Here is a 23,949-nt window from a genome sequence, read left to right on the forward strand (position 1 = left end):
ATCCAGGACGTTCTGTTCGAAGAGTACAACGCCCGCACCGACTTCATTCAGAAGTACGTCTTCCCCGGCGGCATGCTGCCGTCGGAGGAGCGACTGGCGCCCGTCACCTCGGCGGCCGGCCTGTCATGGCAGGCCGTCGAAAGGTTCGGTCTCGACTACGCCTCCACCCTGAAACGCTGGGACGAACGCTTCCAGTCGAGTTGGTCCGAGATCAGCAGGATTCCCGGTTTTGACGAGCGTTTTCGCCGCCTATGGCGCTTCTATCTCGCCTATTGCGAGGCCGGTTTCCGGTCCGGCCGCACCGATGTCATCCAACTGGCCCTGTCCCGATCATGAGCTTTCTGATCTCCACCGAAGACCTCGCCGCCCGCCTCGGGGAACCCGGCCTGCGCATCGTGGACGGCAGCTGGCATCTGGACCGCCGGGACGCCCGCTCTGAGTTCGAACAGGCCAATATCCCCGGCGCCGTTTTCTTCGATCTGGACGCTGTGTCGGACCGCGACAGCCCCCTGCCCCACATGATGCCGTCGCCGCAATCGTTCGCAGCGTCGGTCGGCACCCTCGGCATCGGGAACGACGACCGGATCGTCGTCTATGACACGGCCGGCCTGTTCTCGGCGGCCCGCGTCTGGTGGATGTTGAAGACCATGGGCGCCAAGCACGTTCAGGTGCTGGACGGCGGTCTCCCGCGTTGGCTGGCGCAGGGCCACCCTGTGCAGACTGGCGGATCGGAGGCCGTCGCGACCCACTTCGAGGCCGCAGATTCCGGCGAGTCTGTCGCCTCGATCGATGACGTCCGCGACGCCCTGGCCAAAGGCGTTCAGGTCGTCGACGCGCGTGGCGCCCCTCGGTTCAGCGGTCAGGCTGCGGAACCCCGCCCCGGCGTGCGCAGCGGTCATATGCCGGGCGCGCTCAACCTGCCCTACGGCCGCCTGCTGAACGAGGACGGCACGATGAAGCGCGCTTCGGCGCTAGAGCAGGCCTTCACCGAGGCCGGCGTGGACATAGACCGGCCCATCGTCACCACCTGTGGCTCCGGCGTCACCGCCGCCATTCTGACTCTGGGCCTGGCAGAGCTCGGTCGCACGTCACGCCTCTACGACGGGTCTTGGTCCGAATGGGGCGCCCGCGAGGACACCCCTGTCGAGACAGGCTGAACCTCAGGCCGGCGGCGCTACGGGCACAACATCGTCGGCTTCGACAGCGTCGTCCTCTTCGCCACGTGACACCACGGTCGCCAGCACCAGGTCGCCGGTGACGTTCAGCGTCGTACGGCACATGTCCAGGAAGCGATCCACGCCCAGGATCAGGCCGATGCCTTCGGGCGGCACCTTCACCATCACCAGGATCATGGCCACGACCGGCAGAGAACCGGCCGGCACGCCCGCCGTGCCGATCCCGCCCAGTATGCAGACCAGCATGACGATGACCTGCTGGGTGATCGTCAGATCGACGCCAAAGAACTGGGCCAGGAACAGGACCGTTACTCCCTCGAACAGGGCCGTGCCGTTCTGGTTGGCGGTGGCGCCGACCGTCAGCACGAAACGCGCGATCTTGCGCGGCAGCTTCAGCTCTTCCTCGGCCGCCTTCAGCGACACCGGCAGCGAGGCGTTCGACGAGGCGGTCGAGAAGGCCACCACCATCGGCTCGCGCACGCCCTTGAAGAAGGCGATGGGCGAACGGCCGCCCAGGATCCAGATCACCAGCGGATAGACGACGAACATGTGGATCGCCATGGCGCCCACGGCGACGCCCACATAGGCCGCCAGCCGCACCAGCAGATCCCAGCCGAACAGGGCCGCCAGGTTGAACATCAGGCAGGCGATGGCGATGGGGGCCAGTTTGATGAACAGGTTGATCAGCTTCATCGTGACTTCGAACAGGCCCTCGATGACCTGCTGCAACCGGTCGGTCGCGGGCGACTTGGCCATGACCAGGCCGATGCCGAAGAACAGGGCGAACACCATCACCGGCAGGATCTGGTTCTCGGCCGCCGCCGTGAAGACGTTCGACGGGATCAGCTCAAGGAAGAAGTCGCCCAACTGGATGGTTTCTGGCGCGCCGCTCACGATGCCGGCGGCGCCGTCGCGCCCCTGATCCAGCAGCTGTTGCGCCAGCACGGGATCGACGCCCCGTCCGGGCTGGAACACGTTGACCATGACCAGGCCGATCACCACGGCGATGCTGGACACCAGTATGGTCAGCACCAGGGTCTTGATCCCCGCGCGGCCCAACGAGCTGAGGTCGCCCATCTCCGCCACCCCGACCACCAGGGCCGAGAACAGCAGGGGGATGACCATCATGAACAGCAGGCGCAGGAAGATCTGACCCAGCGGCCCTGTGACGTTGTCCGTCAGCCAGACGACCCAGCCCGTGTCGGCGCCCAACGTCAGATTGACGATGAGACCGCCGCCCAGACCCACGGCGAAACCGATCAGCATCAGCCAGTGCAGCGCGAGGCCGCCACGTTTCGTCTCGGTCATCTATCCCCCAGGAAGCGATACAAACGTCGGCGCTTATCGGATCGGCAGACCATAGATCAAGCCGGCCGGGCGCGCGTTCCATTGTGCGTTCAAACCGCGCGCCAGGTCGAGCGCCGATTGCGACCCCAGATTCCGCTCGAAGATCTCGCCGTAATTGCCGACCGCCCCGACGGCGTCCCTGGCCCAGGTCTCCGACAGCCCCAGCATGGGTCCAAACTCGCCCTCGGCGCCCAGCAGACGCCGGACGCGCGGGTCCGTCGCGGTCTTGGACTGCGCCTCCACGCTGGCCTTTGTCACCCCCAGCTCCTCGGCCAGCATCAGGGCGTTCAGGGTCCAGCGCACGGTCGAGGCCCAACGCTCGTCCCCCGCCTTGACGACCGGCCCTAGCGGCTCCTTGGACGCCACGTCCGACAGGATCACATGTTCGTTGGGGTTGGTCAGAACGGTCCGGGCGGCGGCCAAAGCGGAAATGTCGGCGCTGAAGGCGTCGCAGTCCTCGCGGCCATAGGCGTCTCGCGCGGCCTCTTCGGTTTCGAAGACGACAGGCCGATATTCAATGCCACGCGACCGGAAATAATCGGCGGCGTTGACCTGAGAGGTCGAGCCGGACTGCACGCACACCCGCGCCCCATTCAGCTCGGTCGCGCTGTTAAGGTTCAGCGATCGCCGCACCAGGAAGCCTTGGCCGTCGTAATAGTTGATGCCGGCGAAGACGAAGCCCTCGCCCGCGTCACGGCTCATGGTCCAGGACGAATTGCGCCACAGCACGTCGATCCGGCCGTCGTTCAGCGCCGCGAACCGATCCGACGCCGACAGTGGCACGAACCGCACGGCATTCGCATCGCCCAGCACGGCCGCCGCCGTGGCGCGACAGAAGTCCACGTCGAACCCGCGCCACTGACCGCGATTGTCGGTATAGGCGAACCCGACCAGCCCCTGATGCACGCCGCAGTTCAGGCGGCCGCGTCGCTTGATCGCCGCCAGCGTCGGGCTTTCGGGAACGGCGCTGGGCGTTGTCGCGGTCGGTGCGACATCGGTCGTCTCCGGCGTCGGATCGGCGTCCTGCCGTCCGCACGCGGCCGTCAGCAGCACCGCCGCCATCGCTCCGATCATCCAGCACCGCATCGCGTTCCAATCCCTCGCCGCTTGCGCCCAGCTGGCTTTAGAGGCCTTTAGGGCCCGATCCGCAACCCATCGGAAACGCCATGTCGCCGCATTCGGACCGCACCCGCCTGATCGCCGCCGCCACACGTCGCGGTCAGGGTCGTCGCGGCGTCAATCCACCCATTGAGCGCGCCTCGACCATGCTCAGCGATACCGCCGCGGTCATGCGCGACGAAACGGGCGGACCGACCTATGGGCTCAGCGGAACCAGCGCGGCGCGCGATCTCCGACGGGCTCTGGCCGATCTGGAAGGGGCTAAGGACGCCTTTCTGGTCCCGTCCGGCCTCGCGGCCGTCACCGTGCCGCTCCTGGCCCTGCTGCGGCCGGGCGACGAGGTGATCACCACGGACGCCGTCTATGGACCGACGCGCCGCTTCCTCAGCCGCTATCAGGCAGCGCGCGGCGTCACGACCCGGTTCCTTCCCGCCGACGCCGACGCGGCGGCCATCGTCGCCGCCTTGGGCGCCCGAACTCGACTGGTGCTGATGGAGTCGCCGTCATCCCTGACGTTCGAAATGGTCGATGTTGCCGCCGTGGCCCAAACCTGCCGAGCGCGAGGCGTCCTGACGGTGATCGACAATACCTGGGCCGCCGGCCTGGCCTATCGACCGCTGGCCCGTGAGGTGGATGTGAGCGTCCAGGCCGTCACCAAATATGTCGGCGGTCATTCCGACGTGCTGATGGGCAGTATCGCCTCGAATGATCCCGCCTGTCTGCGCGCCATCGGCGACACCATCGAGGATCTCGGGTGGCATGTGTCGCCCGACGACGCCTGGCTGGCGCTGCGCGGCCTGCGAACCCTGCCGCTGCGTTATGCGGAACAGGCGAGGTCGGGCCTGACCGTCGCGGAATGGCTGCAAGCGCGCCCCGAGGTTTCCCGCGTCCTCTACCCGCCCCTGCCCGGCTCGACCGGCCACGACCTGTGGCGGCGGTATTTCACCGGCGCGGCGTCCCTGATGGGCGTGGTCATGAAGGGCGGCGACAAGGCGGCGGGCGAGGCGTTCCTGAACGCCCTCAGCCTGTTCGGTCTCGGCTATTCCTGGGGCGGGTTCGAAAGTCTGATCACCCACGAGACCCATCAGATGGCCTATCGCGACCATCCGCCCGCGCTGGAGGGCGAACTGATCCGCATTCATATCGGCCTGGAAGACCCCGCCGACCTGATCGCCGATCTGGAACGGGGCCTCGCCGCCTTCACCGCCGCACTCACGGTTCCTTAAGCGACGCAAAGGACTGTGCGCCCGTGCGCGAACCGCCCGTTCAGACCCCGGATGATTCGCCGCCGCTGTGGGAACAGTGGGCGGCCGGTTTCGTCGTCTTCATGCTGACCGGCGCCCTGATCGCCCCCGTCATCGCCCCGACCCAGGTCGAGACGCCGATCCTGCGGTTCATCTGGTTACCCGTCTATGCCGTCATCGCCGGCCTGATCGTCTTTCGATTCGACAAGGTCATTCGAGCCTGGCCGGCCTGGCTGATGATGTTCAGCCTGGTCGCCCTGTGTTTCGTATCGAAATACTGGTCCATCGATCCCGGCGTGACCGAGCGTCGGGTGATCGCCATGGCCATCAACAGCGCCTTCGCCATCTATCTGGGCGCCCGCTTCCGCGACGACACCCTGCCGCGCGTCCTGATGTACACCGGTCTGGTGATGGCCGTCGGCAGCCTTCTCATGGTGTTCGGCTATCCCAAGGTGGGTGTGCACCAGTTCGACAACGCCGGCCTTTGGCGCGGCCTCTGGTACGAGAAGAACCAGATGGGGCTGGTCATGGTGGTCGGCGCCGTTTCGGCCGCAGCGACCCTGGCCGCCGATCATATCGCCGGACGCAGCAGCCGTTTCTGGGTCTGCCTGCTGACCCTGGGCCTGACCACGCTCCTGGTGCTCGCCACCCAGTCCAAGACCTCCCTCCTTTGCTGGGGCCTGGGCCTGGGCATGGTCGGCGGCTGGTGGACGTTGAAACAGGGCGGCGCGGTCATCACCGTCGCCGGGATCTGGCTAGGCGTCGTGACGGCGGCGGCGGCGACCTGGCTATGGAACTCGGATTCGGCGGCAATTCTGGAAGCCCTCGGCAAGGATCCGTCCCTGACCGGTCGCACCCTGATCTGGGAGGCGCTTATGCGAAAGGTCGCCGAGCGTCCCTGGACCGGCTACGGCTTCAGCGCCTTCTGGGGCGTGGATTCCATTCCCGCTCGCGAAATCCGTATCGAGACCCAGTGGCCCGTGCCGTCCGCGCACAACGGCTGGATCGACCTGCTGGTCCAGCTGGGCTGGCCCGGCGCGGTGGCGGTCGGCGCCGTCATGGCGATCTCGGCGATCCTGATCGTGGCACGGCTGAACGGCCAGGGCGCGCGCGAAGGTTATTGGAGCATCGCCTATCTGACCGTCTTCACGGCGCTGAGCCTGTCGGAGAGCGTCCTGCTGACCCACGCCAACCTGCCGTGGATCCTGATGCTGGCGATTATGGCCCGCGCCGTGACCTTCGATCCGGCCCCAGTTCGCGCGCCGCTTGCTCGACCGGCCTCACGGGCCTACCAGACCCGCTCCCGAATCGCCTCAGACTATGTGAATGGCCGCCGACCTCTTCGCTTTTGACGACGAACCCGAAGCTCGCAAACCCGAGCCTCCCAAACCTGCCGCGGTGAAACCGCCCGAGGCGCCGCCCTTGCCTGCGCCATCCCCTGCTCCGACCGCAGCCGCCACGCCGACGGCCGGCAGCACCAACGCCTATTCCGCCTCCTCGATCGAAGTGCTCGAAGGGCTGGAACCCGTCCGCAAACGCCCCGGCATGTATATCGGCGGCACCGACGAGCGCGCCCTGCACCACCTGTTCGCCGAAGTCCTGGACAACGCCATGGACGAGGCGGTGGCGAAACACGCCAAGCTGATCACCGTGGATCTGGACGCCGAGGGCTATCTGTCGGTCCGCGACGACGGGCGCGGCATCCCCGTCGACCCCCACCCCAAACACCCCGGCAAGTCGGCGCTGGAAGTGGTCATGACCGTCCTACACTCGGGCGGCAAGTTCTCGGGCAAGGCCTATGAAACTTCAGGCGGTTTGCACGGCGTCGGCGTCTCGGTCGTCAACGCCCTCAGCGAAAGCGTCGAGGTCACCGTCTGGCGCGACGGCTTCGAATGGAAACAGGCGTTCAGCCGCGGCGCCGTCCTGGCCCCTATCCAGCAGATCGGCCCGTCCAAGAAGCGCGGCACTCTGATTCGCTTCAAGCCCGACGACGAAATCTTCGGCATGGGTGCGGCCTTCAAGCCCGCGCGCCTGTTCCGCATGGCCCGCTCCAAGGCCTATCTGTTCCGCGGCGTGGAAATCCGCTGGACCTGCGCGCCCGAGCGCATCACCGACGCCACCCCAACTCAGGCCAGCCTGCACTTCCCCGGCGGCTTGGCCGACGCTCTGGTAGACCGGATCGGCGAACTGGACACCGTCACCCCGACCTTCGCCGGTCGCGCAGAGCGCCAAGGCGAGGCGGGGGCCTTCGAATGGGCCGTCACTTGGTCGCCCATCGGCTTTGGCGAATCCGACGGCTTCATCCAGTCCTACTGCAACACCGTCTCCACCCCAGACGGCGGCACGCACGAGGCCGGCTTCCGCGCCGCCTTGGTCAAGGGTCTGAAATCCTACGGCGAACTGACGAACGAGAAGCGCGCCGCCATCATCACGGCCGAAGATGTCATCGCCAACGCCGGCGCCCTGATCAGCGTCTTCATCCGCAATCCCGAGTTTCAGGGCCAGACCAAGGACCGCCTGTCCTCTCCCGAGGGCACGCGCATCGTGGAGCAGTTGCTGCGCGACCCGCTGGACCACTGGCTGACCGAAAGCCCCAAACAGGCCAACGCCCTGCTCGGCTTCGTCATCGATCGCGCCGAGGATCGTCTGCGCCGTCGCAAGGACAAGGAGGTCCAGCGCGCCGCCGCCACCCGCAAGCTGCGTCTGCCCGGCAAACTGTCGGACTGCAGCCGCCAGTCGGCCCAAGGCACCGAGCTGTTCATCGTCGAAGGCGATTCGGCCGGCGGCTCGGCCAAACAGGCGCGCGACCGAACGACCCAGGCCATCCTTCCCCTGCGCGGCAAGATCCTGAACGTCGCCTCGGCGACGGCCGACAAGCTGCGTCAGAACATCGAACTGTCCGACCTGGCCTTGGCCATGGGCGTCCAGCCCGGCAACCGGTTCAACATCGACGACCTCCGCTACGAGCGGATCGTCATCATGACCGACGCCGACGTGGACGGCGCTCACATCGCGGCCCTTTTGATCACTTTCTTCTACCGCGTCATGCCCGAGACCATCCGCCAGGGCCGGGTCTTCATGGCTCTGCCGCCGCTTTATCGCATCAGTGCGGGCCCCTTGAGCGAATACGCCCGCGACGACGCCCACCGCGACGAACTGCTGGCCACCGTCTTCAAGGGCAAGAAGACCGAGATCGGCCGGTTCAAGGGCCTGGGCGAAATGATGGCCTCCCAGCTGAAGGAGACCACCATGGATCCGAAGAAGCGCACCCTGGCCCGCATCACCGTCCCCGATGCCGAGGCCGACGTCGAGGATCTGGTCGAACGTCTGATGGGCAAGCGCGCCGACGCCCGCTTCCAGTTCATTCAGGAAAACGCCCAGTTCGTGAAGGAAGACCTGGACGTCTGAGGCCGACGGCCCTTCCACCCCGACCTCGCGCCTGACAAAAGGGAAGCCATGCAGACGCCCGCTCCCTCCCCCGCCGTGCTCGACGAACTGAAGGCCGCCCTGGGTCCGGGCGGCTGGACCCAGGACCCCGAGGTCATCGCCCCGTCCCTGACCGAATGGCGCAATCGCTGGACCGGCAATACGCCGATCCTGCTAACCCCGCGCTCGGTCGAGGAGACGGCCAAGGCCGTGACCATCTGCGCCCGCGAAGGCGTGGCCATCACGCCGCATGGCGGCGGCACCGGCCTGGTCGGCGGCCAGATTCCCTTCGGCGAGGTCCTGCTGTCGACCCGCAAGATGCGCGCCGTCCGCGACGTCACCCCCCTGGACGACGCCATGACGGTCGAGGCCGGTCTGACCCTGCTGGAGGCGCAGCAGGCGGCGACGGCGGCCGGCCGCTATTTCCCGCTCAGCCTCGCGGCCGAAGGGTCCGCCACCGTCGGCGGCGTCATATCGACCAACGCCGGCGGCACCCAGGTGCTTCGCTACGGCATGATGCGCGACCTGGTGCTGGGCGTCGAAGCGGTAATGCCCAACGGCGAAATCTTCCACGGCTTGAAACGGCTGCGCAAGGACAACACCGGCTACGACCTGAAACAGCTGCTGATCGGCGCCGAGGGCACCTTGGGCGTCGTCACCGCCGCCACCCTGAAACTCTTCCCCGTCATGCGTTCTCGCGCCGTGGCCATCGTCGGTCTGGAGACGGCGGCGGCCTCGATCGAACTGCTGGCCCGCGCCAAGGCCGAGACCGGCGGCGGGGTCGAGGCCTTCGAGCTGATGAAGCGTCTGGGGATGGCGCTGGTGCTAAAGAACATCCCCGACACCCGCGAACCCCTGGACTCGACGCCCGACTGGTACGTCCTGATCGAGATCGCCTCAGGCACGCCCGGCGGCGCCGAAGCCCAAATGGAGGCCTTGCTGGAAGTCGCCTTCGAGGAAGGCCTGATCACCGACGCCGCCATCGCTCAGAATGACGCCCAGCGCGCCGCCTTCTGGCGTCTGCGCGAAGAACATTCGGCGGCCCTGAAGCCCGAGGGCGGCGGCTGGAAACACGACGTCTCCGTCCCCATCAGCCGCATCGCCGAATTCATCGACAAAGCCTCGGCCGCCGTGGAACGCTTCCACCCCGGCGCCCGCATCTCGGTCTTCGGCCATGTCGGCGACGGCAATCTGCACTACGACATCCTGCCGGGCGTGGGTCAGGACATCTCCGCCTTCATCGGTCGCTGGAAGGAAGGCTCACAAGTCGTTCACGACGTTGTCGGAACCTACGACGGCTCCATCTCCGCCGAACACGGCCTGGGCCGGCTGAAGACCGAAGAGGTCAAACGCTACAAATCCTCCCTTGAGATCGAGACCATGGCCGCCATCCGCCGCGCCATCGATCCGAAGAGGATCATGAACCCGGCCGTTCTGTTCTGACCTAGGACCGCCGGGTGATGTTCGCAGCCAACGCGGCTTTGAGATGGTCTGCACGGGCTTGGGAAAGTCGCCCCTGCATGCCCCGTGTCATCTCTGGAAGATGTGCGCCGGGCGTCTCGCCTGCGTTGAACACGAAAGCTTCGAACATGCTGCGCCAGACCTCGCGCTGCTCGTACGGCAGATCGCGCACGCCGAGCATGGCGTGGATCAACGCTTCCATCGGACGTAGCTCCGCCGAGGCTTCGTTCCACCAGTAGTTCACCAGCATCGCGAAAGGGTCGAAAGACTGGACGTGATGCCACCACATGTAGGGAATGTAGATCGCGTCGCCTGGGCCTAGATCAGCGACCTCCGCCTGCGCCCAGGCCAGATGAAAGTTCGGAAATCGCTCGTGATCCGGCGCATCCAGACGAACCATGCTGGTTAGCGGGCCCGCCAATGTTCGCTCGAACGGGCCGACATAGAGATTTCCGGTCTGGCTGGGTGGAAAGAAGATGAACCGCCGTCGACCCGCGACCGCACAGGCCACATTGGCGTTCATGTCGTGGTGGGTCTGAACGACGGCGGCGTTGCCGATCCAAAGCCGCGCCACGGCCCCACGAACCGGCACGGGCGGTGCGTTCGCGGCGCTGAAACCTGGAGCGGCCGCCGGTTCCGGCATGGATTGCGCCGCCAGAGAAGGCGGATGCTCCGTACCGTCCAAATCCAATAGACCCTTGAACAGAGCGATGAGCGGCATCCGAAGCGTTTCGAAATTGGTCCCCGTCAACGCCTCATCATAGAAGAACAGCCCTGCCTGATCGTGTGGGGTTCGAAGGACCGGCGCAGGTTCAGCCCTTGTGAAAGGCGACAGGTAAGCCGCCAGTGCTTCTCCCCCTGCTTTTCCAGCCCTCACCGCTGGCCAATGATCGACCAGCCCCCGCATCACCACTGGTCGACCGCCGGCCACGATCTCGCGTTCAAAGATGTCCGCATCGACATCATGAAGCTCGCGAGTTCGTCGTTCGGGCGAAGGTATCTTCATCGCTTATGGCTTAGTATGCCGACCGAAGATCGCAAAGTCGTCTCACCTGAACTTCCTCAAGCCGCGCGGCCCCTGGCGACCGGCGCCGGCGCGTTTGCCCAGCCAGTCCTTCCAATCGGGCCAGTTGCGACGGCGTCCGCCGCCGTCTGCCCACTCGGGGCCCTGTTCGGCGTTGAACACGGTCACGTCGGCCAGGCCGCCCTGTTTGAAGTTTTGCAGGCGCACGCCCTTGCCGCGCCCCATCTCGGGCAGTTCGGCCAGAGGGAAGATCAGCGTCTTGATGTTCTCGCCGATCGTCGCGACGTGGTCTCCGGTCACGCGCAGAACGGCCAGCAGGTCACCGTTCAGCACCTGTTTGCCGCCCCGCTTCTGGGCCAGGGTCTCGTCCTCAGGGGCGATGAAGCCGTAGCCGGCCTTGGAGGCGATCAGCAGTTTTCCGCCCGGCTGATGCGCCAGGACGTTGATGATCTCGGCCTTCTCGTCCAGATCGATCATAAGGCGCAGCGGCTCGCCATGCCCGCGCCCCGACGCCAGCTTGTCCGCCCCGATGGTGAAGATGCGCCCGTCCGACGCCGCCACCAGCAGCTTGTCGGTCGTATAGGCCGGCACGAGGTAGGCCAGTTGGTCGCCTTCCTTGAACTTCAGCTCCGACGGATCCTCGACCTTGCCCTTGGCGGCGCGGATCCAGCCGCGTTCCGACAGGATAACGGTGATCGCCTCGCGCGGGATGAAGGCTTCGGGCGCGACGAAGGCCGAACTGTCGACGGCCTCGGCAATGGTGGTCCGACGCGGCGAGATCAGCGCCTTGCGCACCGCCTCCAGTTCCTTGGACACGGCCTTCCACTGTTTGCCTTCGGACGACGTCAGCGCTTGCAGATGCGCAAGTTCTTCCGACAGCGTATTGAATTCTTTCTCGATCGCCATTTCCTCGATCCGCGCTAACTGACGCAGACGGGTGTCGAGAATATAGTCGGACTGGGCTTCGGTCAGGCCGAAGCGGGCGATCAGTACCGCCTTGGGCTGCTCCTCCTCGCGGACGATGCGGATCACCTCGTCCAGGTTCAGGAAGACGATACGCAGGCCTTCCAGCAGGTGCAGCCGCTTCTCGACCCGCTCGATCCGCCATTGCGAACGCCGGTTCAGCACCACACGACGGTGATCCAAGAAGGCGCGCAGACACTCCTTCAGCCCCATGACGCGCGGCGTGCCGGTGGCGTCCAGCACGTTCATGTTGATCGGGAAGCGGACTTCCAGATCGGACAGTTTGAACAGACTTTCCATCAGCATTTCAGGCTCGATGGTGCGGTTCTTGGGCTCCAGGATCAGGCGAATGTCTTCGGCCGACTCGTCGCGCACATCGCCCAGCAGAGGCGCCTTCTTGTGTTCGATCAGGTCCGCCAAGGCCTCAATCAGGCGCGACTTCTGCACCTGGTACGGCATCTCGGTGACGATGATCCGCCACACGCCGCGCCCCAGGTCCTCGGTTTCCCAACGCGCGCGCAGACGCACCCCGCCCCGGCCCGTCTCATAGGCGTCCAGGATGGAGGCATGGCCTTCGACAGCCACGCCGCCGGTCGGGAAGTCCGGTCCGGGCACAAGCTGCACCAGTTCGGCCGTCGTCGTCTCGGGCCGCTCCAGCAGCATCTGGCAGGCGTCGATCAGTTCGCCGACATTGTGCGGCGGGATCGAGGTCGCCATGCCCACGGCGATGCCTGACGAGCCGTTGGCCAGCAGATTGGGGAAGCCGGCCGGCAGGACGATCGGCTCTTCGTCCTGATCGTCATAGGTGGCGCGGAAATCGACCGAGTCCTGATCGATCCCGTCCAGCAGCAGCACGGCCGCCGGGGTCAGCTTGCACTCGGTGTAGCGCATGGCTGCGGCGCTATCGCCGTCGATATTGCCGAAGTTGCCCTGACCGTCGACCAGCGGATAACGCTGGGCGAAATCCTGAGCCAGACGCACCAGAGCCTCATAGATCGAGGCGTCGCCGTGCGGGTGGTATCCCCCCATGACCTCGCCGACGACCTTGGCGCATTTGCGCGCCGCCGCCTGCGGGTTCAGCCGCATCTGGTGCATGGCGTACAGGATACGTCGGTGCACGGGCTTGAACCCGTCGCGCACGTCCGGCAGGGCGCGGTTGGTAATGGTCGACAGGGCGTAGGCCAGATAGCGGCGGCTGAGCGCCGTCTCCATCGGCTCGTCGATGATACGGCCGCCTTCCGGCGGCGGAGCGTGGATCGTCATGGGCCAGCGAATCGGGGATGGGAAGCCGGAAGTCTAGCCCGAAGCTGCGCCTAAGTCGGGGATAGTTGGCGCGAAGCGAAGCGAAGGTGCAGCCAACAGCTCAGCACAAAGACGCCGGCGGTCATGACACGGATCGCAATCCAGTCCTGCGGCGCCTCTGCGGTTCCGCCACGGGCCGCGAAGCACGCAAGCATGAAACCGAAGAAGATCGGATGGAAGAAAACCGCCAAATCTCTTTTGGCATACCAAACGGGCTTGCCGTCGAAGCCCCATTGCATCGGCCAGCGCACATCCGCTGCGCTCCGCTTCCGGTAGTTCAAGGCAAGCGCCAGGATAGCGCACCAGGCGAGAACGGCGATGATGTCGGCCAAAAGCATGTCGCGAGGTTATGGGCGCGCCCCTTTCGTGACAAGCCGACGACGCCTAATTGCAAAGGCGACCAAGGAGCGCATCGTGAACAGCCGACTGACGGAAGCCATCGGCCTGGACTATCCGATCATCCAGGCGCCGATGGCGGGAACCTCGACGCCTGCGCTGGCCGCCGCCGTCTCCAATGCAGGCGCGCTCGGCTCCATCGCCATCGGCGCCGTGGACGCCGAGGAAGCCCGGCGTCAGATTCAGGCGACGCGCGCTCTCACCGACCGACCGTTCAACGTCAACGTCTTCTGCCATGCCACCGCCGCGCCTGATCTGGCTGGGGACCAGGCGTGGATAAACCGCCTGCGCCCCTTGTTCGCGCCGTTCGACGCCCAGCCGCCGGAGCAGTTGCGCGACATCTATCCCAGCTTCCTCGACGACGACTCTCAGTTGACGGTCCTGCTGGAGGAACGTCCGGCCGTGGTCAGCTTTCATTTCGGCCTGCCGAAGCCGAAGCAGATCGCCGCGCTGAAGGCCGCTGGCGTCCTCCTGCTTGCGACCGCCACCTCGCCGGCCGAGGGGCAAGCCGTTCAGGGCGCCGGGATCGACATGGTCGTGGCCCAGGGCTGGGAGGCCGGAGGCCATCGCGGGGTGTTCGACCCCGCCGATGACCTGCGGTTCGCAACCCTGCCGCTGACCCGACTGCTGGCCAGCCGGCTGACCATTCCCGTCATTGCGGCAGGCGGGATCATGGACGGCGCAGGCATTATCGCGGCGATGACGCTGGGCGCGGCTGGAGCCCAGATGGGCACGGCCTTCGTCCTCTGCCCCGAGTCTTCGGCCGACACTGCCTATCGATGGGCGATGGCGGGTCAGGAGGCCCAGCGGACCCGCGTCTCCGCGGTGCTGTCCGGTCGGCCCGCCAGAGGGATCGAGAACGCCTTCATGCGCTCCGCCGAACCCGACGCTATCGCCGCCTATCCCCGCGCCTACGACATCGGCAAGGCGCTGAACACAGCGGCCAAGGCGGCCGATGACGACGGCTACGCCGCCCAATGGGCCGGACAGGGCGCGCCGCTGGCCCGCGTCATGCCGGCGGATCAACTCGTGCGGACGCTGGCCGAGGAAATCCGACGCGCCGCGAACATTTTCCGCAGCGATGAAACCAACCGGCCCGTTGGTTCGAACGTAGGGAAGAACCACCCTTTCCGTCAGGCCGCTCCATGATCCTGTTCCTGCTGTCCTACCTCGCCGGCGTCCTGACCATCGTCAGCCCCTGCATTCTGCCCGTCCTGCCGTTCGTCTTCGCCCGCGCCGGTCGCCCCTTCCTGCGCAACGGCTTTCCTCTGCTGGTCGGCATGGCGGTGACATTCGCGGGCGTGGCGACCCTTGCGGCGCTGGGTGGAGGCTGGGCGGTTCGCGCCAACGAGGTCGGACGATGGATCGCCCTGACGGTCATGGCCGTGCTGGGCCTCGGCCTGTTGTTCCCCGCCTTGGGCGACCGCCTGATGCGGCCGTTCGTCGCTGCCGGGTCCTGGCTGACGGACCGTGCGGAACGTCACAGTGGCGATCAGGGCGAGGTGCGAGCTTCTCTGCTGCTCGGCGTCGCGACGGGTCTGCTGTGGGCGCCATGCGCCGGGCCGATCTTGGGCGTGATTCTGACGGGCGCCGCGCTTCAGGGCGCGGGCGTCGGCACGACGGTGCTGCTGCTGGCCTATGCGGCAGGTGCAGCGACCTCCCTGGGTCTGGCCCTGCTGGTCGGCGGTCGTGTGTTCAAGGCCATGAAGGGTGCGCTGGGCGTCGGCGAATGGGTCCGTCGCGGGCTGGGCGTGCTGGTTTTGATCGGCGTGGTCATCATCGGCCTGGGCGCCGACACAGGCTTGCTGACCCGCATCTCGGCGGCGAGCACCAGCCGGATCGAGCAGGCTTTGCTCAGCGGTATCGGGCGCGGCATGCCGACGAACGAAGCCCCGACCGACCTGGCCAACCTGCCGGTCGAGGGCATGATGCCGCCACTGACCGGCGCGACGACCTGGATCAACACGCCGCCCCTGACGACGGAGCAGCTGCGCGGCAAGGTGGTGGTGGTCGATTTCTGGACCTACTCCTGCATCAACTGCATCCGCTCCATCCCCTACGTCCGCGCCTGGGCCGAGAAGTACAAGGATCAGGGTCTGGTCGTGATCGGCGTCCACACGCCAGAGTTCGCTTTCGAAAAATCCGAGGCCAACGTCCGCCAGAACATTCAGCGGCTGGGCATCACCTATCCGGTCGCCATGGACAACGAATTCGCCATCTGGCGTGCGTTCAAGAACCAGTACTGGCCCGCCCACTACTTCATCGACGCCAAGGGCCAGATTCGCCACCACCACTTCGGCGAGGGCGACTATGACGGCTCCGAACGCGTCATTCAGCAGCTTTTGAAAGAGGCCGGCGCGGCGAACGTCGCCCGCGACGTGGTCGACGTTCAGGCCCAGGGCGCAGAGGCCGCCGCCGACATGTCGCAGGTCGAATCGCCGGAAACCTATGTGGGCTATGCGCGCGCCGAGAACTTCCGTTCTCCCGGCGGCTTGGCCAACGATGTCATCAAGGACTACGTCACCGCCCCGCTGCAACTGAACGGCTGGACCCTGTCCGGCCGCTGGAGGGTCACCCGCGAACACGCCGACCTTCAGACTGCTGGAGGGCGTGTCGCCTTCCGCTTCAAGGCGCGCGACCTGCATCTGGTGATGGGCCCGAGCAAGACCGGCGAACAGCCGCGTTTCCGCATCCTTGTCGATGGCGCCGCGCCCGGCCCCAATGCGGGCAGCGACATCGACGCGCAAGGCATGGGCCGCATCGACGGCGAGCGGCTTTATCAACTGGTTCGCCAGACAGGCGCGGTACGCGAACGGACGTTCGAGATCGAATTCCTGGATCCCGGCGTCCAGGTCTTCGCCTTCACTTTCGGCTAGAGGCGACCGGCGTCGGCCAGCTTGTCCAGCATCCAGACGCGCGCGGCCGGCAGGGGCTTGTTCTGCGGGTGGAATACGAACTGTTCGAGGAAATGCCCGGTCAGGTCGAAACCGGCCTTCACGTCGCCCTCGATCAACCCCGCCTGGGCGCCCAGCATGAAGGGCGGCAGGGTCAGCATCTTGTCGGCATAGGGTGCGCCGGCGTCGCGGCTGACGGCGCGACCGGTGCGGGGGCTGACATAGATCAGGTCGTCGGCCGTGCCCGTCGCTGCGCATTTCGACAGATCGAGGCCAAAGCCCAGGTCTTCCAGCAGCCCCGCCTCGAACCGCACGAAAATGGCGGGCCAGACATCCGGCAGGGCGAAGGCCGCCATCAGCGCCTCGAAGGCCAGAAAGACCCCGGGATGCGGCTCGCGCTCGGGCAAGGCGCCTTGCGCCACACCGGCCGCCGCCGCCAACCCGGTCAGCGCCAGGGCGTCGTCGAACAGGGCGCTGGGCCCCTCTCCCACCGGCTCCAGCCGCGCGGCGCCCAGATGATCCGAGGTTCGCGCGCGATAATCCGCCACGACCCGCGCCCCGGCTTGCAGGAACGGCTTCATCTTGCGCGACGCCCCGCCCGCGACATAGGCCGAGCGCCGGCCGTGGTTCTCGGTCAACAGATCGACCACGGACCCGGTGTCGCCATGGCTGCGCGCCGACAGGACGAACGCCTCTTCGTGAAAGTCCATCAGTCGGCCGAACCTTCGGCGATCAGCCCGACCACGCCCTTGGCCTTGTCGTTCGGCACCGTGAAGCTGAGGACATATTGCTCGATCTTCCAGCCCTCGTCGGTCAGGCGCAGCACGCCGGACCCCCGCGTCAGCCCATAGGCGTCGTTGTCGAGCAGTTCGTCGAACCAGACGATGCAGCGGCAGTCGCCCGGCGCCAGGGTCGCCACCCGGTCATGGGGCCGATAGGTCCAGCCCTTGCCGCGAGAGAAGAACGGCATCGCATAGGCGCGAAACTCGGCCAGCGACCAGCGCTCGGTCGCATCCGTGCCGATGAACCGGGCGTCGGGGGTGAAGAGGTCGAAATAGGCGTCGCCGTCAGCGCGCGACGCGGCCTCATGCATCCGGTCCAGAACGACGCCTGCGGCGACGGCGGGGTCATCCGAAGCCTGCATCGGAAACGCGGACAGGGCGAGAGCGGCGAAAAGGGCGATCATGCGTCTGTTCTAGTCCTGTTCTCCTCGTTGGGAAACCAGGCGGATGCCTCAGCGCGCCAGCGCGGTCGGAAACTCGCGCCCCAGGGCCTCGGCCATCGCCTGCTGGCTGATCAGAAACACCTGGTCGCGCAGATGATAGTTGTTGGACAGGACGATCACCGTCACGTCGGCGTCGGGCTGATACAGCATCAGGTTACGGAACCCGCCCCAACTGCCGGTGTGATAGATTTGGCGGTCCTGGAAACTGGGCCTGACCTGATCGCCCAGACGGTTCGAGAAGATGCCGAAGCCCCAATCCCGACGCGGATGGCTGCGCTCGTTCGGCTTCGTGTCCGCCGGCGCATGGTCGGCCAGCATCTGCTGATAGCTGGCCGGGGTCAGCAGCGCGCCGCGATGCAGCGCCCTTTGCCAGACCAGCAGGTCGTCCAGCGTCGAATAGACCGCGCCGGCCCCCGCAACGATGGAGGTATTGGCGTTCGGCTGGGCCGCCAGGCCGCCGGGGAAGTTGGCGTAGCCCATGATGACGTCGTGGTCGCCGCCGTCCAGATCCAGCCCGCTGTCCTTCATCCCAAGGGGCTTGAAGAAGGCGTCACGCATATAGGCTTCGTAGGGCTGACCGCTGGCCTTTTCGACGATGGCGGCGGCCAGGTTGAACCCGGCGTTGTCGTAGCGGACCTTCGTTCCCGGCTCGAACTGCAGGCCGAACTGCTTCGAATCCTCGGTCAGTTCGTTCAGCGTCGCCGGGGTCGTGCGTCGCATGCCCCAGCCGGGCCGCGCCATCAGATCGGGAATGCCCGAGGTGTGCGACAGCAGATGGCTGATCCGCACCGCCCCCCAGGCCGGCGGACAGGGCTGGATCCATTTGCAGACGGGATCGGAGACGTTCAGCCTGCCCTCGTCCTGAAGCTTCAGGATCGCCGTCGCCGTGAACTGTTTTGAGATCGAGGCCAGGCGGAAGCGGGAATCCAGCGCCAGCGGCTGGTTCCGTTCGTAATTCGCCTTGCCATAGACCTGGCGGAACAGCACCCGGTCGCCCTTGGCCACCAGAACCGCCCCCATGAACCGGCCTGCCGCCGCCTCGCGATCCATACGCGCAGCCAGTTGCGGCAAATCCTGAACCACGACCAAGGGCGGACGCGGCGGGGCATCGGCCCGCTCCGTCACCAAGGCTGCATCGGTCTTGGGGGGGACGGCCGTGGCGATGCCGCCCCAGACCGCGCCGCCGAGGATCAGCGCCCCAAGGACGCCCAGAACGAGCCGGGGATGCCCCCCGGCGGTACGCGGTACTTCAAACACAGGAACTCAGACGTCGAAATCCAGACCGAACTGGGCATAGAGCGCCCGCGAGTCCTGCCATTTCGGATCGACCTTGACGGTCAGGAACAGGTGGACCTGACGACCGAGCAGCTCGTTCAGCTCCTCGCGCGACTTCTGACCGATCCATTTCAGCGTCTGACCGCCCTTGCCCAGGACGATGGGCCGCTGGCTCTCGCGCTCAACATAGATGGTCTGTTCGATCCGGGCCGAGCCGTCGCCGCGCTCCTCGAAACTGGTGGTCTCCACGGCCGCCGAATAGGGCAGCTCTTCGTGGACGCGCAGATAGACCTTCTCGCGCGTGATCTCCGCCGCCAGAACCCGCACCGGCACATCGGCCGCCTGATCCTCGGGATAGAGCCACGCCCCCTTCGGCATGGACAGGGCCAGACGCTGTTTCAGGTCCTCGACGCCGTCGCCGTTGGCGGCCGAGATCATATAGACCTCGGAATAGACGCCGCTCTCGAACATCTTCTGCGACAGGGCCAAAAGGGTGTCGCGGCGCATGCCGTCGATCTTGTTCAGCGCCAGCACCACCTTGGTGCCGGTGGACTGAAGATTGGCGATGATGGTCTCGGTGTCCTCGGCCGATCGGCGATCGGCCGCCGTGCCTTCACGGCCTTCCGAGTTGATGTGCGACTGGGCGTCGATCAGGTGGACGACTATGTCCGCATCCTGGGCCCCGCCCCAAGCCGAGGCGACCATGGCCCGGTCCAGACGACGACGCGGCGTGAAGATGCCGGGCGTGTCCACCAACACGATTTGGGCGTCGCCTTCCATCGCGATGCCGCGCACGGGAAAGCGCGTCGTCTGCACCTTTTGCGTGACGATCGAGACCTTGGACCCGGTCAGCCGGTTCACCAGCGTGGACTTGCCGGCGTTCGGCGCGCCGATTATGGCGGCAAAGCCCGCGCGCTGGTTTTCGAAATCGGTCAAATGACGCCTTCACGTTTGAGGAGAGCCGTTGCGGCCGCCTTCTCCGCCTCCTGACGCGAACGCCCTTGCGCGGTCAAGGGCTGCACGTCTTGCACGAAAACTTCGACGGTGAATGTGGGCGCATGATCCGAACCCGTCCGATCCGACACGCGATAGGTCGGCAGCGGCCGCCCCAGCCCTTGCGCCCACTCCTGCAGCGCCGACTTGGGATTGGTCAAGGTGCGTGACGGCGGCGCCGACAGTTCGTCTGCCCAGGCGACTTCGAAAAAGCTCCGCGCCGCATCAAGGCCGCCATCCAGATAGACCGCCGCCAATATGGCCTCGACCGCATCGGCGATGACGCCGGCCTTGCGACGACCGCCCGTCTTGGTCTCGCCTGGCGACAGCCGCAGGGCCGGACCGACGCCCAGCGCCTCGCCGACGCGGGCGCAGGCGGTCTTGTCGACAAGGGCATGCAGGCTTGAGGACAACTGACCCTCGTCGGCCGTCGGAAACTCTGCCGACAACCTTTCGGCGACCAGCAGGCCCAGCACCCGGTCGCCCAAAAACTCCAGCCGCTCGTTATCGCGCGGACCGTGGATCCCGACCGGCGCCCCCTCGCCCACGCTGGCGTGGGTCAGGGCGCGCTCCAGCAGCGCCTTGTCCTTGAACGTGTGTCCCAGGCGCGTTTCCAGCGCCGCGACGGATTCAGCTCGCGTATTCGCCATTACTTCAAGACGTTGAAGAACCGGTCGAGCCGCACGTTGAACCAGCTGACGGGGTTCCACAGCGACGAACCGGGCTTCCAGGAGAACAGGATGATCTGCGCCTTGCCGACCAGGTTCTCGGCCGGGACCATGCCCACGCCGCTGGACTGTTCGACGCGGCTGTCGATCGAGTTGTCGCGGTTGTCGCCCATCATGAAGTAATGGCCGGCCGGGACTTCATAGATCGGGGTGTCGTCCAGATCGTTTCCGGGACCGAAGTCCTGGGTCATGAAGCTATTGCCCTCGGGCAGGGTCTCGCGCACCTCGGTCACCGGACGCGGGCCGAAGATGTCGTTGATCTCCTGCTCGCTGACCACGACGTCCTGAACCGGCTTGTCGTTGATATACAGCTTGTTGGCGATCATCTGGATGCGGTCGCCGGGCAGGCCGATCACGCGCTTGATGAAGTCCGTCTTGTTGTCACGCGGCAGTTTGAACACGACGACGTCGCCGCGCTTGGGCGCCGAGCCCATGATCCGGCCGTCGAACAGCGGCGGGCTGAACGGGATCGAGTGTTTCGAGAAGCCGTACGACCACTTCGACACGACGATATAGTCGCCTTCGTAGAGGTTGGGCTCCATCGAGGCCGACGGAATGGTGAAGGGCTGGAACAGGAAAATCCTCAGCACCATCGCGATCAGCAGGGCGAAGACGATGGTCTTGAAGATCTCGCCCGTCTCGCTGGCTGCGGACGGCGTCTTGTCACGACCTCCGGGCTTTTGCGCATAGACCTTGTGGTTTGCCGTGGTCGGATCTTGCACCGACTTGACCGGAGCGTCCGCCTCCGATGCCGCAAATCGCTCTTCGGGAGTGGCGTCGCGTTTGGCGTCGTCGGGCTTGTGGTCTTCGCTCATGCGATCAGGCATCCTCGCCGCGTCTGCGCGGTCATCGCGCACGCCTATAACCTGATTACGACTGCGGCAAGGCTTCGATCACCACGAAGGCGAGCGCATAGGGATGTTCGTCGCTCAGCGTCAGGTGGATTTTCGTCTCATGTCCGGCCGGCGTCAGCCGCGCCAGGTGCTCGGCCGCATGCCCGGTCAAAGCCATCGTCGGCTGGCCGGAACGCAGGTTCACCACCCCCATGTCGCGCCAATAGACATCGGCCCGCATTCCCGTGCCCAGCGCCTTGGCGCAGGCCTCTTTGGCTGCAAAACGCTTGGCGTAGCTCCACGCCGGATCAGGCTTGCGATCCGAGCGCGTGCGTTCCAGTTCGGTGAAGCAGCGGCTCTTGAAGCGATCCCCGAACCGATCCAGCGAGGTCTGGATACGGCGGATGTCCGACAGATCAGCGCCCACGCCGATGATCATTTCGCCGCATCCATCGCGGCCCGCATGCGCCGGATCGCGCCGTCCAGACCGATGAAGATCGAATCGCCGATCAGGAAATGGCCGATGTTCAGTTCGCGAATCTCGGGGATCGCCAGCATGCGCGGCGCCGTGTCGTAATCCAGCCCGTGACCCGCATGAACCTCCATCCCCAGGATGTCGGCCTGTGCGGCGGCGGCCGCCAACCGTTCGAACTCGACCTCCCGCTCGCCAGGGTCTGTGAGATGGCAATAGCGGCCGGTGTGAAGCTCAATGACCTGGGCGCCCACGGCGGCGGCGGCCTCGACCTGCGCCTCGGTGGGTTCGATGAACAGCGAGACTCGGATGCCGGCATCCGCCAGCGCCTTGACCACAGGGGCGATGCGCGCCTCGTGGCCCGCGACCGCCAGACCGCCTTCGGTCGTGACCTCCTCGCGCCGCTCGGGCACCAGACAGGCGGCGTGCGGCTTGTGCCGCAGGGCGATGGCCAGCATTTCCTCCGTCACCGCCATTTCCAGATTCAACGGCTTGCCCGCACGCGCGCACAGGGCGCTCAGCACATCGATGTCGGCGTCGGTGATATGGCGGCGGTCTTCGCGAAGGTGCGCAGTGATCCCGTCAGCCCCGGCCGCGAGGGCGGCCTCGGCTGCGCGGGCCGGATCGGGATGCGTCCCGCCGCGCGCATTTCGCACGGTGGCGACGTGGTCGATGTTGACACCCAGCCTGACCCGTTCGCGCATGGCTCTACTTCGACAATCTGCGGCTGCCGGGATCTTCCACCGGAAGCGCGGCCAGTTCCGGCGGCAGGGCGTCGGCCGAATAGGCCGGCACCTCCAGCGAGGCCAGGGCGATCAGCGGCACGCCCACGTCCACCTTGCCGCCCGAACGATCGACGATACAGGCGGCGGCGACCACCTCGCCCCCGGCCGCCTGAATGGCGGCGATGCATTCGCGCGACGACAGGCCGGTCGTGACGATGTCCTCGACCATGACGACCTTCTCGCCCGGCTCGACCGAGAAGCCGCGACGCAGCTTGAACTGGCCGCCCTCGCGCTCGACGTACATCGAACGGACGTTCAGGTGTTTGGCCGTCTCATAGCCGGGTATGATGCCGCCGACGGCAGGCGAGATGGCGACATCGACCGGGCCGACCGTGGCGACGATCTTGTCGGCCAACGCCTTGCAAAGCCGCTCGCAGCGCGCCCCGTCCATAAAGACCAGGTTCTTCTGCAGGAAGACCGGGCTGTGCAGGCCCGACGACAGGACGAAATGGCCTTCGCGCAGAGCGCCAGCGTCGCGAAACTCGTTGAGGACGTCTTGGGTGTTCATGGCCGCCTGACTTAAAGCGCGCCGTGCCCACGAACAAGCATTCAGGCCGTTCGCTCTCCTCTATCCACGCACATAGTCGCCGTCGATGCTGACGCCGGTCGTGCAATAATCGGTCTGCCAAGGCTCGTGGCCGGCATCCGCGTAGGCCAGCGAAATGCCATCCGGTCCGTTAGCCGTCACCACCATGTCCGGCAGCTCTGGCGTCAGGGATTCGACGCGCCAGCCGCCCTCGTCCCTCGGCGTCATCACGCCTTGAAGGTCGCACGACGGACGGCCCTTGAACGACAACGCGATCACCAGAAGCGCGCTTCCACCGTCCAGCGGCACGATCCGCACCGGGCCAGAAAAATCCGGCTCCTTGCGCGCGAACATGCCGCCCGAAAAAGGCAGGCCCTCGAAACGCGCCGGGCGACCGGCCGCAAACGCTGCGGCGGCCGTCCGGTCCGCCTGGGCCGCCGTTCGGCATTGATCGGTCTGACAAAGCGACAGGCGTTCGATCCGCGCCTTGATCGCCTGCTCATAGCGCTCGGCCAGACCCGGCTCCTGCGCCTGTTCACGCAGCCAGACCACCGCCGTCGCTTCGTCCTGCGCGGCAGTCTCGACGTTTACCGCTGCTTCCGCTTGCGCGGGTGCAAGCATCGATGGTCGATCCACACTCGCTTGGCCGTCGCCGCAACCCCAAATCAGCAGCACAGCGACAGCGGCAAGAGTTCTCTCTGGAGACTTAATCGCAGCGGTATTGCCGTGAGGATGCATAAGATCCCTGCGTTCCAACAAAG

23 protein-coding genes are annotated in these 23,949 nt (G+C 66.2%); 8 read left to right on the top strand and 15 right to left on the bottom strand.

Translation table 11 applies throughout. From position 1 onward, the window contains the following. Both ACK4MH_RS05670 and sseA read left to right on the top strand, forming a co-directional pair. A partial coding sequence (locus ACK4MH_RS05670; RefSeq protein ID WP_409715946.1) for a class I SAM-dependent methyltransferase occupies positions 1-336 on the top strand: 336 nt, incomplete at its 5' end. After that, positions 333-1,157: a 3-mercaptopyruvate sulfurtransferase gene (sseA, locus tag ACK4MH_RS05675; protein WP_409715949.1), complete on the top strand. Its 825-nt coding sequence runs from the start codon at positions 333-335 to the stop codon at positions 1,155-1,157. The genes ACK4MH_RS05670 and sseA, both read left to right, overlap by 4 nt. 3 nt (positions 1,158-1,160) lie before the next feature. Here the strand turns inward: sseA and ACK4MH_RS05680 are convergent, their stop codons facing one another. Further along, entirely contained in the window at positions 1,161-2,483 is a 1,323-nt protein-coding gene (locus ACK4MH_RS05680) for a dicarboxylate/amino acid:cation symporter (RefSeq protein ID WP_346495256.1), read from the bottom strand. A 33-nt stretch (positions 2,484-2,516) separates the two neighbouring features. After that, complete coding sequence (locus tag ACK4MH_RS05685; protein ID WP_409715953.1) at positions 2,517-3,596, bottom strand: amino acid ABC transporter substrate-binding protein; 1,080 nt, start codon at positions 3,594-3,596, stop codon at positions 2,517-2,519. A 92-nt stretch (positions 3,597-3,688) separates the two neighbouring features. Here ACK4MH_RS05685 and metC point away from each other — a divergent pair, with 92 nt between their 5' ends. Genes metC through ACK4MH_RS05705 form a run of 4 tightly spaced genes read left to right on the top strand, consistent with a single transcriptional unit; the run spans position 3,689 to position 9,754 of the window. Further along, positions 3,689-4,867: a cystathionine beta-lyase gene (gene metC / locus ACK4MH_RS05690; protein WP_409715956.1), complete on the top strand. Its 1,179-nt coding sequence runs from the start codon at positions 3,689-3,691 to the stop codon at positions 4,865-4,867. A gap of 23 nt (positions 4,868-4,890) precedes the next feature. Further along, positions 4,891-6,237 carry an O-antigen ligase family protein gene (locus ACK4MH_RS05695; protein ID WP_409715959.1) on the top strand — a complete coding sequence of 449 codons (1,347 nt, stop codon included), beginning with the start codon at positions 4,891-4,893 and terminating at the stop codon, positions 6,235-6,237. Further along, positions 6,212-8,293, top strand: coding sequence for a DNA topoisomerase IV subunit B (locus ACK4MH_RS05700; protein ID WP_409715962.1), 2,082 nt, complete (start codon positions 6,212-6,214; stop codon positions 8,291-8,293). The genes ACK4MH_RS05695 and ACK4MH_RS05700 overlap by 26 nt, the downstream gene beginning before the upstream one ends. Before the next feature lie 48 nt (positions 8,294-8,341). Next, on the top strand, positions 8,342-9,754 hold the full coding sequence (locus ACK4MH_RS05705) for an FAD-binding oxidoreductase (RefSeq protein WP_409715965.1): 1,413 nt from the start codon (positions 8,342-8,344) through the stop codon (positions 9,752-9,754). Between the two features lies 1 nt (position 9,755). Here ACK4MH_RS05705 and ACK4MH_RS05710 read toward each other — a convergent pair whose 3' ends face one another. From ACK4MH_RS05710 to ACK4MH_RS05720, 3 genes are read right to left on the bottom strand one after another with little or no spacing between them, the layout of a single operon-like run. Continuing rightward, positions 9,756-10,778, bottom strand: a complete 1,023-nt coding sequence (locus tag ACK4MH_RS05710; RefSeq protein ID WP_409715968.1) for a cupin-like domain-containing protein — start codon at positions 10,776-10,778, stop codon at positions 9,756-9,758. A 42-nt stretch (positions 10,779-10,820) separates the two neighbouring features. After that, positions 10,821-13,022, bottom strand: a complete 2,202-nt coding sequence (parC, locus tag ACK4MH_RS05715) for a DNA topoisomerase IV subunit A (protein ID WP_409715971.1) — start codon at positions 13,020-13,022, stop codon at positions 10,821-10,823. A gap of 50 nt (positions 13,023-13,072) precedes the next feature. After that, positions 13,073-13,393: a hypothetical protein gene (locus tag ACK4MH_RS05720; protein ID WP_409715974.1), complete on the bottom strand. Its 321-nt coding sequence runs from the start codon at positions 13,391-13,393 to the stop codon at positions 13,073-13,075. 82 nt (positions 13,394-13,475) lie between these two features. Between ACK4MH_RS05720 and ACK4MH_RS05725 the strand changes: the two genes are divergently transcribed. Together ACK4MH_RS05725 and ACK4MH_RS05730 are read left to right on the top strand one after the other, a co-directional pair. Continuing rightward, positions 13,476-14,606, top strand: a complete 1,131-nt coding sequence (locus tag ACK4MH_RS05725; protein ID WP_409715977.1) for an NAD(P)H-dependent flavin oxidoreductase — start codon at positions 13,476-13,478, stop codon at positions 14,604-14,606. Continuing rightward, complete coding sequence (locus ACK4MH_RS05730) at positions 14,603-16,333, top strand: cytochrome c biogenesis protein DipZ (protein WP_409715980.1); 1,731 nt, start codon at positions 14,603-14,605, stop codon at positions 16,331-16,333. The genes ACK4MH_RS05725 and ACK4MH_RS05730 overlap by 4 nt, the downstream gene beginning before the upstream one ends. On the opposite strand, the gene recO is transcribed toward ACK4MH_RS05730, so the two are convergent. From recO to ACK4MH_RS05780, 10 genes are read right to left on the bottom strand one after another with little or no spacing between them, the layout of a single operon-like run. Then, the gene (gene recO / locus ACK4MH_RS05735) at positions 16,330-17,061 is read right to left on the bottom strand and encodes a DNA repair protein RecO (RefSeq protein WP_409715984.1); all 732 of its coding nucleotides are present in this window, start codon (positions 17,059-17,061) and stop codon (positions 16,330-16,332) included. The two genes, ACK4MH_RS05730 and recO, sit on opposite strands and share 4 nt — an antisense overlap. Then, positions 17,061-17,537, bottom strand: a complete 477-nt coding sequence (locus ACK4MH_RS05740; RefSeq protein ID WP_409715987.1) for a nuclear transport factor 2 family protein — start codon at positions 17,535-17,537, stop codon at positions 17,061-17,063. The genes recO and ACK4MH_RS05740 overlap by 1 nt, the downstream gene beginning before the upstream one ends. Before the next feature lie 48 nt (positions 17,538-17,585). Further along, a complete protein-coding gene (locus ACK4MH_RS05745) occupies positions 17,586-18,833 on the bottom strand; it encodes a serine hydrolase domain-containing protein (RefSeq protein WP_409715990.1) in 1,248 nt (415 codons plus the stop codon). 6 nt (positions 18,834-18,839) lie between these two features. Beyond that, entirely contained in the window at positions 18,840-19,787 is a 948-nt protein-coding gene (era, locus tag ACK4MH_RS05750; RefSeq protein ID WP_409715994.1) for a GTPase Era, read from the bottom strand. After that, on the bottom strand, positions 19,784-20,494 hold the full coding sequence (gene rnc, locus ACK4MH_RS05755) for a ribonuclease III (RefSeq protein WP_409715996.1): 711 nt from the start codon (positions 20,492-20,494) through the stop codon (positions 19,784-19,786). The genes era and rnc overlap by 4 nt, the downstream gene beginning before the upstream one ends. Continuing rightward, a complete protein-coding gene (lepB, locus tag ACK4MH_RS05760) occupies positions 20,494-21,387 on the bottom strand; it encodes a signal peptidase I (RefSeq protein WP_409715999.1) in 894 nt (297 codons plus the stop codon). The genes rnc and lepB overlap by 1 nt, the downstream gene beginning before the upstream one ends. 55 nt (positions 21,388-21,442) lie before the next feature. Then, a complete protein-coding gene (gene acpS, locus ACK4MH_RS05765; RefSeq protein WP_409716002.1) occupies positions 21,443-21,844 on the bottom strand; it encodes a holo-ACP synthase in 402 nt (133 codons plus the stop codon). Further along, complete coding sequence (locus ACK4MH_RS05770) at positions 21,841-22,581, bottom strand: pyridoxine 5'-phosphate synthase (protein ID WP_409716005.1); 741 nt, start codon at positions 22,579-22,581, stop codon at positions 21,841-21,843. Before ACK4MH_RS05770 ends, acpS begins: the two co-directional genes overlap by 4 nt. 4 nt (positions 22,582-22,585) lie before the next feature. Next, a complete protein-coding gene (gene pyrE / locus ACK4MH_RS05775; protein WP_409716008.1) occupies positions 22,586-23,170 on the bottom strand; it encodes an orotate phosphoribosyltransferase in 585 nt (194 codons plus the stop codon). 60 nt (positions 23,171-23,230) lie between these two features. After that, the gene (locus ACK4MH_RS05780; RefSeq protein WP_409716011.1) at positions 23,231-23,944 is read right to left on the bottom strand and encodes a hypothetical protein; all 714 of its coding nucleotides are present in this window, start codon (positions 23,942-23,944) and stop codon (positions 23,231-23,233) included. Positions 23,945-23,949 lie beyond the last annotated feature (5 nt).

This window comes from Brevundimonas sp., assembly GCF_046295075.1.
Lineage (GTDB): Bacteria > Pseudomonadota > Alphaproteobacteria > Caulobacterales > Caulobacteraceae > Brevundimonas.